The 21,045-nt window shown below is 43.6% G+C and carries 21 protein-coding genes; 8 read left to right on the top strand and 13 right to left on the bottom strand.

What is annotated here, in order from left to right:
- Positions 1–140 precede the first annotated feature (140 nt).
- From torA to torE, 3 genes are read right to left on the bottom strand one after another with little or no spacing between them, the layout of a single operon-like run.
- Complete coding sequence (gene torA / locus A3712_RS03880; protein WP_063522367.1) at positions 141–2,603, bottom strand: trimethylamine-N-oxide reductase TorA; 2,463 nt, start codon at positions 2,601–2,603, stop codon at positions 141–143.
- Between the two features lie 26 nt (positions 2,604–2,629).
- Complete coding sequence (gene torC / locus A3712_RS03875; RefSeq protein WP_063522366.1) at positions 2,630–3,814, bottom strand: pentaheme c-type cytochrome TorC; 1,185 nt, start codon at positions 3,812–3,814, stop codon at positions 2,630–2,632.
- Between the two features lie 47 nt (positions 3,815–3,861).
- A complete protein-coding gene (gene torE / locus A3712_RS03870) occupies positions 3,862–4,041 on the bottom strand; it encodes a trimethylamine N-oxide reductase system protein TorE (RefSeq protein ID WP_063522365.1) in 180 nt (59 codons plus the stop codon).
- Positions 4,042–4,489: 448 nt separating this feature from the next.
- Between torE and A3712_RS03865 the strand changes: the two genes are divergently transcribed.
- Positions 4,490–5,284 carry an ABC transporter permease gene (locus A3712_RS03865; RefSeq protein WP_063522364.1) on the top strand — a complete coding sequence of 265 codons (795 nt, stop codon included), beginning with the start codon at positions 4,490–4,492 and terminating at the stop codon, positions 5,282–5,284.
- 299 nt (positions 5,285–5,583) lie between these two features.
- On the opposite strand, the gene focA is transcribed toward A3712_RS03865, so the two are convergent.
- Positions 5,584–6,426 (bottom strand): formate transporter FocA, encoded by an 843-nt coding sequence (focA, locus tag A3712_RS03860; protein ID WP_063522363.1) that lies wholly within the window; start codon positions 6,424–6,426, stop codon positions 5,584–5,586.
- 362 nt (positions 6,427–6,788) lie between these two features.
- Positions 6,789–8,093: a hypothetical protein gene (locus A3712_RS03855; RefSeq protein WP_063522531.1), complete on the bottom strand. Its 1,305-nt coding sequence runs from the start codon at positions 8,091–8,093 to the stop codon at positions 6,789–6,791.
- A gap of 259 nt (positions 8,094–8,352) precedes the next feature.
- Between A3712_RS03855 and A3712_RS03850 the strand changes: the two genes are divergently transcribed.
- The 3 genes from A3712_RS03850 (at position 8,353) to A3712_RS03840 (ending at position 10,189) form a co-directional block, all read left to right on the top strand.
- Complete coding sequence (locus tag A3712_RS03850) at positions 8,353–8,583, top strand: TIGR02647 family protein (protein WP_004742038.1); 231 nt, start codon at positions 8,353–8,355, stop codon at positions 8,581–8,583.
- Between the two features lie 111 nt (positions 8,584–8,694).
- Positions 8,695–9,549: an NAD-dependent epimerase/dehydratase family protein gene (locus A3712_RS03845; RefSeq protein WP_063522362.1), complete on the top strand. Its 855-nt coding sequence runs from the start codon at positions 8,695–8,697 to the stop codon at positions 9,547–9,549.
- Positions 9,542–10,189: a YdcF family protein gene (locus A3712_RS03840; protein ID WP_063522361.1), complete on the top strand. Its 648-nt coding sequence runs from the start codon at positions 9,542–9,544 to the stop codon at positions 10,187–10,189. The genes A3712_RS03845 and A3712_RS03840 overlap by 8 nt, the downstream gene beginning before the upstream one ends.
- Positions 10,190–10,287: 98 nt before the next feature.
- On the opposite strand, the gene A3712_RS03835 is transcribed toward A3712_RS03840, so the two are convergent.
- Positions 10,288–10,866 carry a thymidine kinase gene (locus A3712_RS03835; RefSeq protein WP_063522360.1) on the bottom strand — a complete coding sequence of 193 codons (579 nt, stop codon included), beginning with the start codon at positions 10,864–10,866 and terminating at the stop codon, positions 10,288–10,290.
- Between the two features lie 98 nt (positions 10,867–10,964).
- Entirely contained in the window at positions 10,965–12,350 is a 1,386-nt protein-coding gene (gene cysS, locus A3712_RS03830; RefSeq protein ID WP_063522359.1) for a cysteine--tRNA ligase, read from the bottom strand.
- A 189-nt stretch (positions 12,351–12,539) separates the two neighbouring features.
- On the opposite strand from cysS, the gene A3712_RS03825 reads away from it, so the two are divergent.
- From A3712_RS03825 to A3712_RS03810, 4 genes are all read left to right on the top strand, one after another.
- Positions 12,540–13,034, top strand: coding sequence for a peptidylprolyl isomerase (locus A3712_RS03825; RefSeq protein ID WP_004742032.1), 495 nt, complete (start codon positions 12,540–12,542; stop codon positions 13,032–13,034).
- 84 nt (positions 13,035–13,118) lie between these two features.
- Positions 13,119–13,865 carry a UDP-2,3-diacylglucosamine diphosphatase gene (gene lpxH, locus A3712_RS03820; protein WP_063522358.1) on the top strand — a complete coding sequence of 249 codons (747 nt, stop codon included), beginning with the start codon at positions 13,119–13,121 and terminating at the stop codon, positions 13,863–13,865.
- Between the two features lie 116 nt (positions 13,866–13,981).
- Positions 13,982–15,193: an EAL and HDOD domain-containing protein gene (locus A3712_RS03815; RefSeq protein WP_063522357.1), complete on the top strand. Its 1,212-nt coding sequence runs from the start codon at positions 13,982–13,984 to the stop codon at positions 15,191–15,193.
- A gap of 112 nt (positions 15,194–15,305) precedes the next feature.
- Positions 15,306–15,815, top strand: coding sequence for a YchJ family protein (locus tag A3712_RS03810; protein WP_063522356.1), 510 nt, complete (start codon positions 15,306–15,308; stop codon positions 15,813–15,815).
- 172 nt (positions 15,816–15,987) lie between these two features.
- On the opposite strand, the gene hisIE is transcribed toward A3712_RS03810, so the two are convergent.
- From hisIE to hisC, 6 genes are all read right to left on the bottom strand, one after another.
- On the bottom strand, positions 15,988–16,623 hold the full coding sequence (gene hisIE / locus A3712_RS03805) for a bifunctional phosphoribosyl-AMP cyclohydrolase/phosphoribosyl-ATP diphosphatase HisIE (RefSeq protein ID WP_063522355.1): 636 nt from the start codon (positions 16,621–16,623) through the stop codon (positions 15,988–15,990).
- Positions 16,620–17,393: an imidazole glycerol phosphate synthase subunit HisF gene (gene hisF / locus A3712_RS03800; protein ID WP_063522354.1), complete on the bottom strand. Its 774-nt coding sequence runs from the start codon at positions 17,391–17,393 to the stop codon at positions 16,620–16,622. The genes hisIE and hisF overlap by 4 nt, the downstream gene beginning before the upstream one ends.
- Positions 17,375–18,112, bottom strand: a complete 738-nt coding sequence (gene hisA, locus A3712_RS03795; RefSeq protein ID WP_063522353.1) for a 1-(5-phosphoribosyl)-5-[(5-phosphoribosylamino)methylideneamino]imidazole-4-carboxamide isomerase — start codon at positions 18,110–18,112, stop codon at positions 17,375–17,377. The genes hisF and hisA overlap by 19 nt, the downstream gene beginning before the upstream one ends.
- Positions 18,113–18,155: 43 nt before the next feature.
- On the bottom strand, positions 18,156–18,770 hold the full coding sequence (gene hisH / locus A3712_RS03790; RefSeq protein WP_063522352.1) for an imidazole glycerol phosphate synthase subunit HisH: 615 nt from the start codon (positions 18,768–18,770) through the stop codon (positions 18,156–18,158).
- 9 nt (positions 18,771–18,779) lie between these two features.
- Entirely contained in the window at positions 18,780–19,868 is a 1,089-nt protein-coding gene (hisB, locus tag A3712_RS03785; protein WP_063522351.1) for a bifunctional histidinol-phosphatase/imidazoleglycerol-phosphate dehydratase HisB, read from the bottom strand.
- Between the two features lie 129 nt (positions 19,869–19,997).
- Positions 19,998–21,038, bottom strand: a complete 1,041-nt coding sequence (gene hisC / locus A3712_RS03780) for a histidinol-phosphate transaminase (protein WP_063522350.1) — start codon at positions 21,036–21,038, stop codon at positions 19,998–20,000.
- Positions 21,039–21,045 lie beyond the last annotated feature (7 nt).

Below are 21,045 nucleotides of genomic sequence, written 5' to 3'. Positions count from 1 at the left end.
TCCTCTATCCGTACTCTTCCGGACGCGCTCCAAAAGCGTCTAACCATAAATACTTATATGTAATTGTCAAAATCAAAAAAGCCCCTATAAGCTTGGCTTACAGGGGCTTTAACCTAAACTTGGCTGCTTAAATAATTTGTTTAAGATGCATCGATAGGTCCGCCAAAAGCAGTAACTGGAGGTGCCTTACCAACAAACTTCTCAAAGTCCACAATACATGTGTGCGCAGAAGTAGCCTGTGCTAGCTCAGAAGAGCCGATATCTTGAGTAAGTGTGTTAGGGTCACCATAAGTACAAATTGCACCTACTTTTTCATTTAGAGGACCATACCAAGCACCTTCTTCGATACGGACAACTCCACGTGGGTAGCTGTCAGTAAGTACGGCACCAGCAAGAAGCTGACCACGGTCGTTAAATACACGCACCAAGTCGCCGTCTCTAATACCTTTCGCTTTTGCATCAACTGGGTTGATGTATACAGGCTCACGACCTTTAACAGCGTAAGTAGCACGGAAATCTTCAGATTCACACATCTGAGAGTGCAGACGCTTGTCCGGGTGGCAAGATTGTAGCCAGTACGGGTGTTTGTCAGAGCCAGGACCACCGTGTGAACGTTCTGATTTCTCAAACCACATAGGGTGTTCTTGACAGTGTTCGTAACCGTAACGACCGATCTTACGAGAAGTGATCTCGATGAAGCCAGAAGGTGTACCCAGTGGGTTGATTTCTGGGTCTTGGCGGAAGTCAGCGTGACGAACCCAAGGCTTACCTTGACCGAAGTCTAGTACGCTCTTCTCCCAGAACTCATTAAACTCTGGCATTTCGAACTTACCGTCGTTCGCTTTCTTACAGTCGTTGTAAAGACTGCGAATCCACTCCATCTCACTCATACCACGAGTGTATTCCTCACGACGACCGAAGCGTTGAGTAAGTTCGCTCATGATTTGAAAATCAGACTTAGAATGGAACAATGGATCAACTAGGCGATGCATTGCAATCAGACCCTTGCTTGAATAAGATCCGTATACGTCAATATCATTTCGCTCCCACTGCGTACATGCAGGCAGAACGATATCAGAGAAACGACAAGTTGCTGTCCATGCAAAATCAATAGTGACGACTGTTTGAAGCTTTTGAAACGCTTGCTTCATACGGTTTCGATCTTGGTGATGGTGCCATGGGTTATTTCCTGAAATAACCATCATCTTGAAACCAGGCAGTTTAACTTTACTCCCGTTGTAATTGATCTCTTTGCCAGGTTCTAGCAAACTGTCGACCCATCTTGCAACCGGTATAGTACGGCTGTAGCCATTAAAGTTACTATTATCCCATTTAGGTTTCATACCTGTATCTAAGTTTCGAGGAAAGCCACCGGGACCCGCGAAACCAGTTGAAGGTACACCAATACTTGAGTAGTGATGACCGTAAGAGATACCACCACCAGGTAGGCCTATTTGACCAACCATTGCTGCCACTACTGCTACTGCCCAGTATGGCTGCTCACCGTGCTCTTGACGTTGGATACACCACCCCATAAGGATCTGTGTACGACCATTCACTAGCATGCGTGCGAATTCACGAATCTTGTCCGCTTTCACGCCACAGATAGGTGCAGCCCACTCAGGTGTCTTAACAACTTTATCTTTCGTTTCACCTTGAACGTACTTGATGAAATCTTCGAAACCTAGACAGTAAGTTTCAATGAACTTCTTGTCGTACAGGTCTTCGTTGTACAGCACGTGGGCAACAGCAAGCATGAATGCTACGTCTGTTAGCGGGTTAATGTATAGGTGATCGTTCTCTAGGTAACGTTGAGTCTTGTTCTTAACTGGGTCTACAGAAAGAACATTGATCTCGCCTTTCGCTACTTTTTCCTTCAACTGCGCTAGGTAGTTGAAAGATTCGTGAGTTTCACAGTTCCAACCTACTTGTAGGTTTTTCACTGGGTCGTTTGCCCAAAGAATGATGTTGTCTGAATTATCTAGGATTTCAGACCAAGATGTACCTTGTGCATAAACTTCAGTTGAACCAAGTACGTAAGGCATGATGGTTTGACCTGCACCAGTTGAGTAGTCACCTACTTTAGTGATGAAGTTACCGTGCATACCTACAGCACGTTGCATGTGTGCAGTACAGTTGTTGAACGCACCAGTTTGGTTCCAACCAGTTTGACCTGCGTGTAAAGCCCATGGACCGTATTCTTTCTGAACACGCTCTAGCTCACGGTAGAACAGGTCTAGAGCCTCATCCCACGTTACACGGATGAAACGGTTGTTACCGCGCGTCTCAGAACTGTATTTATGCTTCTTCAGCCAATCTAGACGAACCATTGGGTAACGAACACGTGATGGGCTGTAGATAATGCCCTTAATGCCGTTCAACATTTCTGTTGGGTTCTGGTCTAGTTCTAGCGGTTTGATCTCTTGAACTTTACCCGCATAGATGTGGGCGCGGAACGCGCCCCAGTGTGACCCTGTTACTTTCCAAGTACCTGTAGACTCAGCTGCGTTTGCAGATGCTGAAGCCAATAAGCTTGGACCGATAACTGACGCTGCACTTGTGGTTGCTACACCTTTAAGAAAACTTCTTCGTGTAATAGCCATTTATTTTTACTCCAATCCGACGCTTATTAGTGGTGACCTTCAGCATAATCTGAAGAGTGTTTCTGTAGGTACTTCAAGATCAGTGCTTCACTGTCTGTATCTAGGTTAACGAACGCTAGCATACCGTCGAACATACCTGGCCATGTGTTCGCATCGAAGTGCGCTTCAGCTGGTTGTGTGTGACATACAGAACAGTTAGTTTTGTAAGCTTCTTTCGATTTTTCCCATACAGGGTTGATGTCATTCAGCATAGATTCTTTCTTGATCCATACTGTCGCAGCTACTTTCTCCCAAGGAAGACCAGTTAGCTCATCAACTTTCTTCTCACCAGCCGTAACAACGTTCGCGTCTGTTGATGCTTCTTTCAGTAGAGATGCTACTGCGATGTTTTTACCGAAGTCTTCTTGAATTACACGACCGAAGCCTTTCGCTTTACGCCAGCCGTCGATTTCAATTTCAACGTAGTCGCCTTTGTCTTCAAGAACTTTTACAGTTGATGCTGGGTTTAGTAGACCCGCTTCTTTCGCACCTTTGTCATCAAAGTAGATTGGCAAGTGACGAACACTTACTAGTTGCTGACCTACACCGTAATCAGTGTTTGAGGTCATACCTTCAAGATCACCAACGATACCACCGATGCTATCCATGCCCGCAGGTAAATGGTGGGCGATACCTTTATGACAATCAACACAACTCTGATCTTTCTCTGCTGCTTGTTTCATCTGAATTCGAGCCGTTGGGGACATCTGGTTAAAATCCATCGAGTCATAGTTATGACAGTTTTTACACTCTAAAGATTTATTCGCTGAGAAGCGGTCCCACTCGTGCTTGGCAAGCTCAATACGGCGTTCTTCGAAAACACCCGGTTCACCATAGTTACCAAATACCTGTGCAAACACTTCTTTTGAAGCTTGCATTTTACGGGCAATCTTATCAGTCCAATTATGAGGTACGTGACAATCAGGGCAAGTAGCTCGAACCCCCGAGTGGTTTTTCCAGTGAACCGTTTCCTGCAGTTCAACGTATACGTTATCACGCATGGTGTGACAGCTGATGCAAAACTTTTCAGTGTTTGTAGCTTCTAGGGCTGTATTAAAACCACCCCAGAAAATAACACCAGCTATAAAGCCACCCATGGTAAGCACACCAAGGCTGATGTGGACGGCTGGGCGAGACATAGTTCGCCACAGTTTAATGATCAACGATTTCATTTTTTACTCTCTTAAACTTTCTAAATGCTAATGAGGCTTGATAGACGTTAAACGCCATGCGCACCAGGAGGACCGAAGACGAATACCTGAAGTGCCCAGACGATAAACCCATACCCACCTACAAACGCTACACTCAATACTGGAAAGAGAACTACCGCGATAAAGAGGAATGACTTCCACTCTAGCGAGCGTTTTTCGCCCGCTTCAACTTTTTTAACATCACTCATACACTGTGCCTATTTTGTATTTAGTAATTCCGATTAACCCGTTTGCGGAGCTAATTTACTGGGAACATTTTCTTAGCTATCTACTCACGAATATTAAACCATACACAAAGTGTGGTTCAACGAAATCCATACTTTAATTGTTGTTAATCAATACTTTTTTGAGCTCATCCAGTTTTGTTTTCAGTTAAAGAAATATATTAAAAAGTATTAATAAAAATGAATAATTAAGTGTATTTCAAAAACGAAAAAGGCCAACACTTATGAAACTGTGCTGTAACCAAATTTAACGTTCTACTTACTAAGTAGTAGCTAACAATGCCTCAAATAACCAATATTTTTAGCTGTAATTGTCAAGCTATTGCGTAACAATTGAAGAAAAAACTGGCGTACTGAAATGTATCATTTGGCACTTTCAAACATGATCTGTGTCCATTAAAAAGGAAGCACTATGCAAGAGGTTATCGACATATCTTGGTGGCAGTTACTGCTATTTAGCTCACTTCTCATTCTGCCGATCACCATTAATCACAAACTGAAGTTAGGTCTGGACAAAGAGGCTTCTATTAGTATTGTGCGTATGGCTGTACAGCTCTTTCTGGTAGGGCTTTATCTAGAGTACCTATTTACTCTGAATAGCTTATGGGTCAACTTACTGTGGTTATTTACCATGATAGTCGTCGGAGCAAGTTCGATTGTCGAAAAATCTAAGCTGCCCAGAAAACTGCTACTTGGCCCAGTTGCTGTAGGTCTTGCTGTAACGTGCGTACCCATTGTTTTGTTTATCTGCTTCTTTATCATCAAGCCGACACCGTTGTTTAGTGCACAATACCTTATCCCCATTGCAGGGATCCTATTAGGTAACAGCGTAAGCAGTAATATAGTGGCACTACAGAACTTGTTTGGCGCTTTCGAAACACATAAATCAGAATATGAAGCAGCTATAGCCCTAGGAGCATCACCGAGTTACGCAGCCGCACCATTTGTACGCAATGCAATACACAAGGCGATGTCACCAATCATGGCGTCGATGGCCACTACCGGCTTAGTAACACTACCAGGAATGATGACAGGACAAATTCTAGGTGGGGCTTCACCAATGATCGCAATTAAATATCAACTGATGATCATGTTGGCTATTTTTGTAATGATGAGTTGCTCTTTGGCGCTTGCATTGCACCTATCTTTAAAGACATCACTGACCAAAGAAGGTCGAGTTCTTGCACAAATTCAGGCTTCTAAATAGCCGCTCCACTACCATGAGATCTGGTTACTCACTGAATTTGAGACAGGTTATCCACAGAAACTGTGGATAACCAAATCAATATAGATCCTTTTTTATCCAACTCACCCTCCCAAAAGATCATTTCCTTTGATCCTTGGTAACTTTCAACAACATATACATATCTGTAGATCGTAGTAACTAAGCCTTCTGGTATTAACGAGAGAACCCTACGGCATGGTTTTCCACAAATAAAAAACGGCCTGCGATGCAGTCCGTTTTTTTAATGTCACAGTCAGTGCGGTGCAGTCACCGAGCATGAATTAGTCGCGTAGATAAATCATCCAATACCACATGCCAACAAAGATACCACCACCGATGATATTACCTAAAGTCACAGGCAGCAGGTTATTGATCAGAAAATCCATCATATTAAGGTCAACATAGTCCGCAGGGTTAGCTCCGGTCATCGTCCAGAACTCATCAGGAGCGAATGTCTTGATACCAACAGCAAGCGGGACTTGGAACATATTCGCAATACAGTGCTCAAAACCTGATGATACAAACATCGCAACTGGCAAGATCATAACCGCGATTTTGTCAGTCAGTGTGCGTCCACTGAAAGTCATCCACACCGCAATACAAACCAACACGTTACACATGATGCCTAGCGCGACAGCTTGGGTAAAATCGTGATGCATCTTATGTTGAGAAATCGCCATCGCGTTCAAACCAACTTGCCCATGATCAAACATGTATTGCTTAGTCAATAGCATACAAGTTACGAGCAATAGTGCCCCAATCAGGTTACCAATATAAACCGTCGCCCAGTTCTTAATCAGTGTTTTCCAAGTGATTTTACCACTTGCACGAGCCACCAAAGTAAGTACTGAACTTGTAAACAGTTCACCACCAGTCACAACAACAAGAATTAAGCCCAAGCTAAATGCTAGACCACCCAATAGGCGAGTGATACCCCATGGCAAATCGCCAGCACCAGTAGTAACGATGGTGTAAAACACAAACGCAATACCGATATGGATACCAGCTGAAATCGCTAGTAGAAAAGATTTGATTGGATCTTTAGTTGCTTTACCTACGCCAATATCTGCAGCGCGCTCAGCCATTTGTGGCGGTAATAATGAGTCAAATTGGTTTAGATTCATGATGATTTACATTTTGAAACATATCGTCGGGAGCGCGATAATCCTCTCTTTCATTTCTGAATTCAAGAGCTATTTTTGACTCAAATTCCGCTCAACAACCAAAAATATGCAAAACTCACAATGATATTGAAATTTCATACGACTTTAGTAGTAAAAGCAAAACTGTGATGAATGAAAATATGTTACCAATAAAAACAAAAAATTCTTAAATATCATATATTTAAATTAAAACAATAAAAATAACGTACACTAAAATCGTATTTTTAGGGCTTTTGCATCCAGATTTTGACATAGATCAACAGAACATAAAAAAACGCCCTCAGGCGCTCTTAACTCAGTCACAGATTAAGAGATTTGTTGTCCTAAACCGACGGGACAACCACTTCATCTGATACCGATTCTAACCTTGTATCTTCAAGATCTGATTCAGTATTTGTGGACGTCAGTTCAGAATCACTTTCATTAGCAACCTTCCCGCCTAGAGTCTTCAAACTATCCACCAGCTCTTCCAAGCTCTTAATATGTGCATCACTCTTCGCTACTTGTTCGTCTAGAAGTTGACTACATTTTGTTGCCTCAGACAATTGTTGTGCCTGTAGCTGGTTTTCTCTTTCTAACTGAGCGAGCTGGTCAGTTAAAAATTCAATCTCAGATTTAAGCATGGCTGTCATATCTGAGCTTTTAAGTTCATTGATACTTAAAACAATCTTCTGAAACTGAAGACGCAGTACTACGTCACGATAATCTTCTTCATTGATCGCCTGTGAGATGCTTAATAACTGATTCTCAGCATTCAGCACCGATTGTTCGAACTTGTCCCCTTTAACACTCGCAAGTACTTTTACTTCATGAGCAACGCTTCGTACGTGGTCCAACTCAAACTCTGCGGCTTTTACTGCGTCTTCGATAATGGACTTTTCACGAGGGCTCACTTTGACCTGATGATCAGCTAATGCAACTTGCGCAGCGGCCTTAGCAAAGGTCAACGGTACGACATCATCAAAGTCTTCATCTTCTAAATACTCTAATTCGTCTTTGAGCGGTTCGATATATTTCTTGTGTGCGACTTTCACTTCTAACAAGCGTGCATTATTGAGGAACTCAACTTGAGCTTCTTGAGCGTCCTCTAGTTCGTCGACTAAAACATACTCAAATAGCTCGCTGTATTCTGAATACAGTCGTTTGTAACTCGAAGCAAACATAGTGTCAGCACCAAGATATTTGAGGTAATCCATTTGCACGATCGAATCGGCAAGTACCCTATCCGCCTTTTCCTTAAGTGCGAGAATCGCATCATAGTTTGATTTGATTAACGCGATCTTCTCATCGAAGGCTTCAGCATAAGTTAAGCTCGAGAAGATTGAATAACTCTTAGTAAGACGCGTCTCGTCTTTAAGTAAATCGGTATAAATACTTTCCGCGTCTTCCCATGCATCGAGCAGTTCATTGTAATTCTCTGGAGCATAAATAGACAATTGAGGGTGGTCTTCCAGCTTTGACTGCCACTCTGTATAGACAACTTGCACAGAATGAAACGAACGGACCTCTACTGCAGATTCATTGTTGTTTGTGGTTTGACTTGTGTCTGTCTGCTCTGAGGGTGTGCTTTGACAACCTGAGATTGCAAATAGCATATTAATTACTAATGCTAATTTGTTCGATCTCACCTGATGCATTTCCTTTTTTGTACAATATTAGCCGAATGCAATATATTTCTAATAACATTATATTACAGACACTTAGCAATAAACATCGTTCGCCATTTAAGTGGGCACAAATCACTCAATGCACTCAAAATAAGTTCACGATACGACGATTAATCATTCAATTTGGTATCAGTTATCAAATCTATTTATTTGCTGTTGCCTGAGCCGAGAATGCGCACTAAGGTGAAGATAGAGAACGTTATGAATATATAGGTTAATTATGAAATACACCGCTGAACATATTGCTGATTTAAACCTCCTTCTTCAATTTGATGTAAGTAGCGCGGCTACAGGTATTAAAGTTCATCAAGAGGCTAGCCAAGAAACTCAAGACGCTGTTAAGCGCCTATTCGAAAAGAACCTTTGTACTCAACCAGACGGCGGTTACCTGACCGATGAAGGTATTGAGATGGCAGAGCGTGCAGACAAGCTACTTCGCGTACTTAAATAAAACGCGACGTTTATAGTAAAAACTCCACTCGCTTCGGCCGTGGAGTTTTTTATTTTTGCCCAAAGGTTTGTTAGGCTTATTAAATCCATAGCTTGTCGTTGTGAGGAACAGATGGCTTCTATATTTATTGTTGGTGCTGGATGGGTAGGCGCACCTTTATCTGAACACCTAGAGAGACATGGTAACCGCGTCGTCGTCACTAAAACGACCCAAGCAGGTGCAGATACGATCAGTAGTGAACGTATTCCCTGCGAAGTATTCAGCTTTGATTCGTCAAACCCAGAGCAAACCGTCGGACAACTCTATTCTTTACTGCTCGAACACAATACCGAGATCGTGATTGGTAGCTTCCCTCCTGGTTTTAGAAAAGGCGCAGGAAAAGAGTATGCAGACTATTGGCAGCTACTTACGAAAGCTTGTCAGCAAGCCAATATTAAGAAACTGATTATGGTCAGTTCAACAACGGTGTATCCAACTAAGCCAGGTATCATGTACGAGCAGGATGCATCACTTGTGCTTGCGAACGCTGACAGCAATGACGCTTGCACATTCTCCGATAACGCGCGAATTATGCTTCAAGCTGAACTATCAGTGATGGATTCTGATATTGATTACACCATTCTTCGCTTTAGTGGATTAATTGGTCCAAATCGCCACCCATCGCGCTTTGCCAGCAAACTAAAACAAGTGAGTAACCAAGCCCCTGCGAATATGCTGCACCTTGATGACGCCATTGGCGCGGTTGATTTTGCGATTAACCACCTACATAACGAAATCGCAAATGTGACGACACCAAACACGGTAAGCAAAGCTGAGTTCTACGCTGCCGCTTTAAAAAGCGCCAACAGTAGTGAGCCACTCCCACCTGTCGTTAATGAACCAGATAAACTGATTTCTTCGAAAAAGATCCTCGATTTAGGTTATTCATTTAAATTTGAATCCACATTGGAAGCTCTTCATGACTAAGAAATCTCCAAAGAACCTACACCGCTCAATCGATACCCTTTGGAATTTCATGTCTATGGGACACAAGGTTGAGCCCTCAGATTGTATTTTTGTATTGTGCAGTAACGACACTCGCGTTGCTGAATATGCAGCGGAACTCTACCAACAGAAAGTCGCACCTTATATCGTGTTTTCTGGAGGCGTCGGACGATTTACTGAAAGCAGTTTTGAACGCTCAGAAGCAGAAACTTTTGCAGCCATTGCTAGAGACTGTGGCGTACCTGATTCTGATATCGTCATCGAAAAACACGCGACAAATACTGGTGAAAATGTCCGTTTTACACACGAGCTACTTACTGAGTTAGGATTATCTCCTAAAAGACTGACCTTGGTGCAGAAGCCCTTTATGGAGAAAAGAACCTACGCGACCTTCAGTAAACAATGGCCTGGAGAGACAACGGAAATAACCGTAACCTCCAAATGGCAGGACTGGGTCGATTACTTTAATGAGGAGTTGCCATTAGATATGGTGCTAGGCGCGTTGATGGCGGATTTTGAACGCATCAAATCGTACCCCGCTAAAGGTTTTCAGATTGAAATGCCTATCCCTGAGGAAGTGGATAACGCCTATAACGCGATTAAGAAGCTCGGCTTTGAATAGATCGCGACAACCAATAAGAAAACAAAAACGGTGACACTAAGCCACCGTTTTTTTTATCACTTTGCCTTTCAACTATTGTCACAGGACGTAAGACGTGTTTATTTACCAAGCGCTTCTTTGTAGTGAAGACGACATACAGACACGTATTTGTCGTTGCCACCAATTGCCACTTGATCACCTTCCGCGATCGCGACACCGTGCTCATCAGTACGAATTACCATGTTAGCTTTGCGCCCACAGTGACAGATAGTTTTAAGCTCAACCAGTTTATCTGCCCAAGACAGCAAGTAACGGCTGCCTTCAAATAACTCACCTAGGAAGTCGGTACGTAAACCGTAGCACAGTACAGGAATATGCAGTTTATCAACCACTTCAGTTAACTGATATACCTGCTCTTTCGACAAGAACTGACACTCATCAATCAGTACACAGTGACGCTTTTCTTGCTCGTTCAGCTCGTTAATCGCCTCGAAAAGATTCGTGTCATTCTTAAAAAGCTGCGCTTCAGATTGCAGACCAATTCGAGAACTCACTTTACCAATACCGTAGCGATCATCGATTGCTGCTGTAAAGATCACTGGCGTCATGCCGCGCTCTTGGTAGTTGAATGAAGATTGAAGAAGCGTTGTCGATTTACCCGCATTCATTGCTGAGTAATAAAAATACATCTGAGCCACAGAAATATTCCTGTTTAATAAAGTTAAATATTGAAAAGATGAAATTCGAGAATTTTTGCTAGAAAAAAGGGCTGAAAATCAGCCCTTTTTTCTAAGATTTACTTGCGACGCCAAGTCGTACCTTCTGGACCGTCTTCCAGAACGATACCTAATTCGTTTAACTTATCACGTGCAAGGTCGGCATTTGCCCAATCCTTAGAAGCACGCGAATCGTTACGCAATTTGATCAGCGCTTCGATTTCAGCCACTTCGTCATCGTTACCTGCAGCATCACCTTGTAAGAAAGCTTCTGGATCTTGGTGAAGAATACCGATGATATCCGCAAGCTCACGCATCAATGCACCAAGTCCACTCGCTTTTTCAATACTTTCTGTCTTGATACGGTTGATTTCACGCGCCATTTCAAACAGTACTGAGTATGCTTCTGGCGTATTGAAGTCATCGTTCATCGCTGCGGTAAAGCGTGATACGTACTCTTCGCCACCAGCAGGGGCTGCAGTAAGATCTAGACCACGAAGTGATGTGTACAGACGCTCAAGTGATGCACGAGCTTGGTTTAAGTTGTCTTCGCTGTAGTTAAGTTGGCTACGGTAGTGACCAGACATTAGGAAGTAACGAACCGTTTCCGCATCGTAGTGTGCCAGGACATCACGGATAGTGAAGAAGTTTCCTAGAGACTTAGACATCTTCTCTCTGTCTACCATCACCATGCCACTGTGCATCCATGTGTTTACATAGTCAGTACCGTGTGCACAGCAAGATTGCGCGATTTCGTTCTCGTGGTGTGGGAACTGCAGATCCGAACCGCCACCGTGGATATCGAAGTGATTACCAAGAATAGACGAGTTCATTGCTGAACATTCAATGTGCCAACCTGGACGACCTGGGCCCCATGGTGATTCCCATGTTGGTTCACCCGGCTTAGACATCTTCCAAACCACGAAATCTAACGGGCTACGTTTTGCAGAGTCAACATCAACACGAGCACCAGCTTGAAGCTGATCTAGGTCTTGCTTAGAAAGCTTGCCGTATTCATCAAACTTCTTAACTTCAAACATTACATCGCCGTTACTTGCAACATAAGCAAAACCACGTTTAATCAGCTTTTCTACAAGCTCAATGATTTCAGTAATAAATTCCGTTGCACGAGGCTCAACGTCTGGACGCTTCATGTTCAACGCATCGAAGTCAGCGTGCATTTCACCGATTAAGCGCTCAGTCAGAGAATCGCAAGACTCACCGTTTTCATTCGCACGCTTGATGATTTTGTCATCGATGTCAGTGATGTTACGAACAAACGTTAGGTCGTAACCTAAGTAACGCAAGTAACGAGTCACAACGTCGAAAGAAACGAACGTACGGCCATGACCAATATGACAGAGATCGTATATGGTTACCCCACAGACATACATGCCGACTTTGCCAACTGTAATTGGTTTGAATTCCTCTTTCTGTCTTGTGAGCGTGTTATATATCTTTAGCATGATCTCTATCTATTTTATGGATTAATCAAAATAAGCTCGCAGTATAACAAGTCATACCTTAATAGGTAATACCTTTCACCATCAAATCAGCTAAACTCCTTGTTATCTATTGACGATTTCGTATTTTGAAACTCAATCAAACTAGGCTAGAATCGCTTTTCATATTAAAAAAACAGTAAGGTAACAATCATGATCATCCTTCACACAAATTTTGGTGACATCAAAGTTCAACTAAACGAAGAAAAAGCACCAGAAACAAGCGCAAACTTCCTACAGTATTGCCGTGACGGTTTCTACGACAACACACTATTCCACCGTGTTATCGATGGTTTCATGATTCAAGGCGGCGGCATGACTTCTGGCCTTAAAGAAAAAGCAACTCGCGCTACTATCAAGAACGAAGCAAACAACGGTCTAGCGAACAAAGTTGGTACGCTAGCAATGGCTCGTACTATGGAACCGCACTCAGCGAGCTCTCAGTTCTTCATCAACGTAAACGACAACTCTTTCCTTAACTTCCGCAGCGAAAGCCTAGACGGTTGGGGTTACTGTGTATTCGCAGAAGTTGTAGAAGGCATGGACGTAGTAAACAAGATCAAAGGTGTTAGCACTGGTTCTATGGGTATGCACCAAGACGTACCACTAGAAGAAGTGATCATCACTGGTACAACAATCGAAGCTTAATTACTTGCTTTCGGTTAGTATTAATAATTGATGAGCCGATAAAATCAGGATACAGGGAGCGAATCGCTCCCTTTTTTTAGATCTATGAAAACATATTTTATATCAGACCTTCACCTTGCTCCGTCACGACAAGACATTACGGACTGCTTCCTAACCTTCATGAAGAATGAAGCGGTAGAAGCGGATGCACTCTACGTATTAGGTGATCTGTTTGAATTCTGGATTGGTGACGACGATAAAAGTGAATTCGCCAATTCCATTCGCGAAGCATTTATCGATTTGGTGAAAGCTGGTGTCCCTTGTTACTTCACGCAAGGTAACCGTGACTTTTTAGTCGGCAAAAGATTTGCCAAGCAGACTGGTGTGCAGCTTCTCGACGAAGTGACGACTATCGATATCTACGGGCAAAAAGCCGTGGTACTGCATGGTGACACTCTATGTACTGAAGACGTAAAGTACCTCGCTTTCCGTGAGAAAGTACACCAGCCTTGGCTACAATGGATCTTCAACAGAATTCCATTCTTTATTAAGAAGAAAATCGTTTCAAAAGTTCAGTCTGATATTAAAGATGATAAGCAGACTAAGTCGCTAGACATCATGGATGTGTCACAACAAGAGGTCGAAAACGTGATGGAGAAAAACAATGTTGACCTCATGATCCACGGCCATACCCATCGTCCAAACGTCCACACTTTTGATGCTAACAATTGCACTAAAACTCGTATTGTACTTGGTGATTGGTATACACAAGGCTCTGTACTGGTGTTTACCCCGAAAAGTTTTGAACTACAGAATCGAGCGTTTAGCAATAGCTTTCAACAACAGCCTTAAACTTTCAGTTTGATTATTATAGTGGGTCAGACTTTCTTAGATTGTATATGGTAATTTCTAGTGAATTAGCTATCATCTCTCTATCCTATCTGAAATAAACCGAACACAGTACCAAGTTGAAATATTCATACGTAGCGCGTCAACCAATACTCGATGCAGACAAGAAAACCATAGGTTACGAGTTGCTATTCAGGGATGGTCCTAAGAACACTTTCCCTGAAGTAGAGCCGGAACTCGCTACTAGTCGTTTGCTATCTGACCATTTCTTATCGACTCACTACAATACCTTGGGTGACAAACTTGGTTTCGTTAACTTCCCTTATGCAAGCCTGATCAACTTAGTCCCGACTCTGTTCCCCAAAGAAAGCTTAGTCGTTGAAGTTCTAGAAGACTGCGAACCAACTGACGAGTTACTTGAGGCGATCAAGGCCATCTATGATGCTGGTTACACTATTGCATTAGATGACTTTGTACCAAGTAAGGCTTGGAAGCGTTTCCTACCTTACGTATCGATTATCAAATTCGATATTCGTTTAGTCTCTATTGAAAAAGCTTCGATGTTCATGAGCTCATTGAAAGGGTTAGATATTAAGTTTCTTGCTGAAAAAGTAGAGACTTATGAGGAATATCAAGAAGCAAATAGAGCGGGTTTCAGCTACTTCCAAGGCTACTTTTTTAGCAAGCCAGAGATGATTCAAACTCGAGCACTCAATCCTGCTTTTTTAACTATCGTGCAACTGTTGAAAGAGATCGCCAACGATCCTATTGATTTTGGCGAAGTAGAACGCCTGATCACCTTAGATGTTACGCTTTCATATAAGCTGCTTACCTACGTAAACTCGGCAGGTGGCTCAGCGACGACCATTCGCTCTTTCCGACAAGCATTAGTTTACCTAGGAGAGCAGAAGCTGCGTAAATTTGTTTCTCTTGTTGCGATTGCGTCTGCGAAGGAAGACAAGCCTGACTCACTTTACGGCTTAGCTGTCATTCGCGCTCGCCAGTGTGAACTGTTAGTCGAAAAGATGAACGTGAAAGTGGAGCCAGGACAAGCTTTCTTAACCGGTATGTTCTCGTTATTAGATTCATTGTTCGATCAACCGTTAAAACAGGTTCTGGATTCTGTGCCAATTGACGCAGAGATAAAACAAGCACTAATACTGCGCAAAGGTGTATTAGGTGCGGTCTTAGCCATGGTTGTTGCTTATGAACAAGCTCGATGGGAAGAAACGACCCGCATTCGTAAACTCCTCAAACTCAGTGAGGCTCAACTCGGCCTCGCCTATGACGAAGCGACAGCCTGGGCGCAAGATTTGTTAGCTCCTGCTTAATCAACCATTGGCTTGGTAGAAACGTCCTCTTTAGTGGACCTTAATTTCTTGTTAAACTCCAACGCATTCATTTATGGCCTCTTACTCAGAGGCCATTTTACAGGATCTGACTATGTCTTTATGCCCATGTGGTAGCAACAATAATTACCTTCAGTGCTGTGAATCAGCACACCTTGATCACAGCTCAGTTGAAACGCCAGAGCAGTTGATGCGCTCGCGTTATTCCGCGCATGTTTTAGGGTTGGTCGATTATGTGGTTGCTACCTACCATCCTAGCTGCAATGCTGAAGTACAAAGAGAAGGCATTGCTGATTCGATCAACAGTGATTGGGCAGGCTTAGAAGTTATCGACACTGCTGCTGGTTCCCACGAAAACGAGGGCTATGTTGAATTTAAAGCCTATTTTAATGAAGATGGCGCGCAATACTGTATGCAAGAACGCTCTCGTTTCGTTCGTGAAAACGGCCATTGGTTCTATATCGATGGTGAGTTTCCAGAACAAAGCCAACCTGAGCCTATGATTGACCCTCGCCTAAACCAAACCGTAGAGAGCTTTAAGATCGGCCGTAATGACCCGTGTATTTGTGGCAGCGGTAAGAAATACAAGAAGTGCTGTGGCTAACTCGTACGCATAGGAAGCCAGATTAGAAGTAGAGATTCCTGATGTCACTTAGGCTCCTCGGAATGACGAGACCTAAATGTGGAAGAGATACACAGGATAGAACACTCAAAAAGCCCCGTAAACATAGTTGTTAACGGGGCCTTAGCTAATCTAGATATATCTGAAAGAAAGCTTACTTATGACGCTCTTTTAGCATATTCACCACATCGTTCATCGATAAGCCTTGGTCTTGAAGAAGCACCATCAAGTGGTAAATCAAATCCGCAGATTCACACACTAATTCCGCATTATCACCCGACGTCGCCGCAAGCGCGACTTCAACGCCTTCTTCACCCACTTTTTGCGATATACGCTTGGTGCCACGGGCATATAAGCTGGCAGTGTAAGAAGAGTAAGGATCTGCGTCCTTGCGGGCAGCCAGTAGCTGCTCAAGTTGATGAAGCCACACCATCTGAGACTCTTCCTGTGGATCAGAATCCCAGCATGTTGTCGTACCCAAGTGACACGTAGGACCAATTGGGTTCACTTTTACTAGCAAGGTATCGTTGTCGCAGTCCAGTGACATATTCACCAGTTGCAGAACATTTCCTGAAGTCTCACCTTTAGTCCAGAGGCGCTCTTTAGTACGAGAGAAGAAGGTCACTTGACCTGTTTCGCCCGTCTTTGCTAGCGCATCTTGGTTCATGTAACCCATCATCAGCACTTGGCTTGACTGGAAATCTTGTACAATCGCAGGGACGAGACCGTCGACTTTATCCCAATTGATACGTTCAGCTAGCGTATTTACTTCTGTCGCTGCAAAACTCATAGACGCACCTCTACACCTTGTTGTTTTAGATACTGCTTTAATTCACCAATATTGATGACTTGTTTGTGAAATACTGAAGCCGCAAGTGCTCCATCCACATTAGTTTTGTTGTACGCTTCTGCGAAGTGCTCCATTGCACCTGCGCCACCCGAAGCAATCAATGGAACGTTACAGACTTCACGTACCATGTTGAGTTGCTCAAGGTCATAGCCGTTGCGAACACCATCTTGGTTCATCATGTTCAACACAATTTCACCAGCACCGCGTTTCTGCACTTCCTGCACCCAATCTTTGGTTTCCCACTTGGTTGCTTTGGTACGCGCTTCATCGCCAGTGAATTGGTAAACCTGGTACTTACCGGTTTCTTTATCAAAGTATGAGTCGATGCCAACAACGATACATTGCACACCGAATTTATCAGCAAGGTCAGTGATCAATTGAGGTTTAGCCAGCGCTGGCGAGTTAATGGATACTTTGTCAGCTCCAAACTCAAGAATACGCGCTGCATCTTCAGCCGACTTAATACCACCAGCGACACAGAAAGGAATATCAATCACCTCTGCAACACGCTTTACCCAACTCTTATCAACAACACGTCCATCACTTGATGCCGTGATATCGTAAAATACTAACTCATCCGCGCCCTCTTCTGCATAGCGCTGTGCTAGCGGAACGATATCGCCAATGATTTCGTGGTTACGGAACTGAACGCCCTTAACCACTTGTCCGTCACGGACATCCAAACAAGGAATTATTCGCTTTGCCAGCATGCAAATGCCTCCTCTGCGGTGAACTTACCATCAAGTAGCGCACGACCCACAATTACACCAGCAACACCGCTACCTTTTAGCGCTTCGATGTCTGCTAGGCTGCCAATACCGCCCGATGACTGGAACTCAACCTGCGGGTACTGCTTACAAAGATCCACGTAAAGCTCTACGTTTGATCCTACTAGCGTGCCATCACGAGAGATGTCAGTACACAGAACGTGCTTAAGACCAACGGTCAAGTAATCTTCAATTAGCGCCTCAATGGTCACACCTGAATCTTCCTGCCAACCTGAAATCGCAACTTTGCGAGTACCGTTTTCGTCAATGTTGATATCCAGAGCAAGAACGATTTTTTCAGCACCGTACTTTTCCATCCATCCTTTAACAAGCTCTGGCTGTTTCACTGCTGTTGAGCCAACAACAACACGTTGTGCTCCGGCTTCCAATAGATCAATCACATCTTGCTCATTACGTACACCGCCGCCAATTTGAATGTTAGCTGGCGTACTATCAAGTAGCTTAGCGATCAGGTCTAACTGGCGAGCTGTCGTGTCTTTTGCACCTGTTAAATCAACAAGGTGCAACCAGTCAGCACCAGCTTGGTGATATAGGTTGAACTGCTCTGCTGGGTCTACTTTATATTCTGTTACTTGACCGTAGTCCCCTTGAAATAAGCGAACTACTTGGCCTTCAATTAAATCTAATGCGGGAATAATCATTTACATTCCTTATATGGCAACGTCAGCCGCTGCCTAATCCTTATTACAATTCCAAGAAGTTCTGAATCAGTTTAGAACCAGCTTTTGATGAACGTTCTGGGTGGAACTGAACACCATAATAGTTACCGCTTTGCACCGCTGCGGTAAACGGATTGCCGTAATTACACTGTGCGATGGTGTAGTCACCTACTGGCATTGCGAAGCTGTGAACAAAGTAAAAGTACTCGCCTTCTTCAATGTCTTTAAATAGAGAGTGATTCGGTGTTGCAGTGACTGTGTTCCAGCCCATGTGTGGCAGTGGTAAATCGCCCGTATCCAGTAAACGAACTTCACCCTCACACAAGCCTAAACATTCAACTAGCTCATCGGCCTTTTGGCCTTTTTCTTGAGATAACTTACCAAGAAGCTGCATGCCTAAACAAATACCAAGCAGAGGCTTCTCTACTTGCTTTACAAGAGCGACAAGATCGCGCTCTTGTAAGTTTTTCATTGCTTCATTTGCTGTACCTACACCAGGTAGAAATAGCTTGTCGGCTGCAAGAACCACTTCTGGCTCTTTTGAAATTTCAACGGTGTACCCTAGACGTTCAATCGCAAATTTAACCGATGAGACGTTGGCACAACCCGTATCAATAATAACTACTTTCTGCTCTTTCATACCGATTCCTTACAGAACGCCTTTGCTGCTTGGTAAATCGTTACCTTCAACTTTAATTGCTTGGCGCATAGTACGACCAAATGCTTTGAATAGGCTCTCAATAATGTGGTGATCATTATTGCCAGCAGAAGAAAGGTGTAGCGTACAAGCTAGCGTGTCAGTTAGAGAACGGAAGAAGTGAACCACCATTTCCGTTGACAGGTCCCCCACTTGCTCGCGGCTAAACTCTGCATCAAACTTCAGGTATGGACGGCCAGAAAGGTCTAACGCACACTGAGCTAAACACTCATCCATTGGCAAGCTAAAACCAAAGCGGCCAATGCCACGTTTGTCGCCTAGCGCATCTTTCAAAGCTTGGCCTAACGCAAGCGCTGTGTCTTCTACCGTGTGGTGATCGTCAATGTGCAGATCGCCTTTCACAGTCAGGTTCATTTGGAAACCACCGTGCGTTGCAATTTGATCAAGCATATGGTCGAAGAAACCCATACCAGTGTCAATCTTGTTGTCGCCCGTTTCATCAAGGTTTACCGCTACCTTAATGTCCGTTTCTTTCGTAGTTCGAATCACTTCAGCAACACGAGCGTTGACCGTTAAGTCTTTAACAATTTGTGGCCAGTTAAGTGTGCCTTCTGTTTCAGCATCCGGACCATACTGAATACCACGGATTGCCATGTTCTCTGCCAATTGCAGGTCAGTCACGCGATCACCAATCACAACAGAGTGTTGGAAGTCTACTTTACCGCCTTGCAGGTACTCTTTAACCATGCCCAATTTTGGCTTACGGCAAGAGCAGTTGTCTTCGTCAAAGTGAGGGCAAATAAGCACGTCATCAAACTTTACGCCTTGAGATTCAAAGAAATCAATCATCATGTTATGTGGCGCATCGAAATCTTCTTGTGGGTAGTTATCAGTACCAAGTCCATCTTGGTTAGTTACCATTACTAAGCGGTAGCCAGCGTCTTGCAGTGCAAGCAGGCTAGGAATCACTAGCGGTTCAAATTTCAGTTTGTCTAAACGGTCTACTTGAAAATCGACTGGCGGCTCAACAATTAAGGTGCCGTCGCGGTCTATAAAAAGTATTTTTTGTTGTTTACTCACTTGAACTTCCTTTTAATTTTAAATCTGGTGGCCTAGCTAAAATTAAACGCTAACCCAAAATATAAGTTTCATTTATCAGCCTGTTTATCGAATCAAGGCTGACAAATGTTATTACTGGCAAGCCTTTCGTTACTGGTAAAAGTTACGAATGAATCCAAGTGTCTTCTCGCACTCTTCGCGGTTACCAATACTAATTCGAACACAGTCTTTAATTGGCGAATTACGTAAGATAATGCCGCTGTCCCATGCTGCTTTAAACAGTTCGTCACCGTTCGGGAATTTAACCAAAAGGTAGTTCCCCCAACCATCGAATACCGTAACGTTAGGCATTCCCATCAGACCAGCCTGTAGGTACGCTCGGTTAGCACTTAAATCCAGAACCTGAAACTTCGCTCTTGCGAGACCTTGTTCTGAAAGTGCTTGAACTGCGATATCAGTAACGGGGATTGGCACTGGGTATGGTGCAATCACTTTCAACAATACATCGATAAGCTCTTGGTTCGCTAGCGTAAAGCCGCAGCGTAGTCCAGCCAATGCAAAAGCTTTAGACAGAGTACGCAGAATCGCTAGGTTCGGGTATTGCTCAAGCAAATCAACGGTTGATGCTTCTGGGCAAAAGTCGATGTACGCTTCATCCATCACAACAATTGCTTTATCTTGTGTCATCTGAAGTAGCTTGATGATGTCCTTACGTTCAACCAAATTACCAGTTGGGTTATTTGGGCTACACACAAACACCACTTTCACCTTGTTTAGCTGGGCTTCAATCGCAGGAAGGTCAAGTTGCCACTCTGCAGTTAGAGGCACAACTTTACGCTCAACACCGATGGTTTCTGCACTGATTGCGTACATACCGTAGGTTGGTGGACAGTAAAGGATAGCGTCTTCATTCGGCTCACAAAAAGCACGAATCAGCAGTTCGATACCTTCATCAGCGCCTCGTGTCGTCAGAGTTTGATCTGATTTCACACCTGCATATTGCGCGTAAGCATCAATCAACTCTTTAGGCTGACACTCGCTGTAACGATTAAGACGAGACAGTTTTAAGTTGTACTCGTTATCAAACGGAGATTCGTTGGCGTTTAACCATACATCACCAGTACCGCCAATGCGTCTTGCAGACAAGTAAGGTGTGAGAGCCTGAACTTGTTTTCTTGCTAACTTTTCCATGCCCTGC

The sequence above is a fragment of the Vibrio sp. HI00D65 genome (assembly GCF_001635455.1).
Taxonomy (GTDB): domain Bacteria; phylum Pseudomonadota; class Gammaproteobacteria; order Enterobacterales; family Vibrionaceae; genus Vibrio.
Note: the sequence above shows the minus strand (reverse complement) of the source record. Positions and strands in the feature narration are given on the sequence as shown.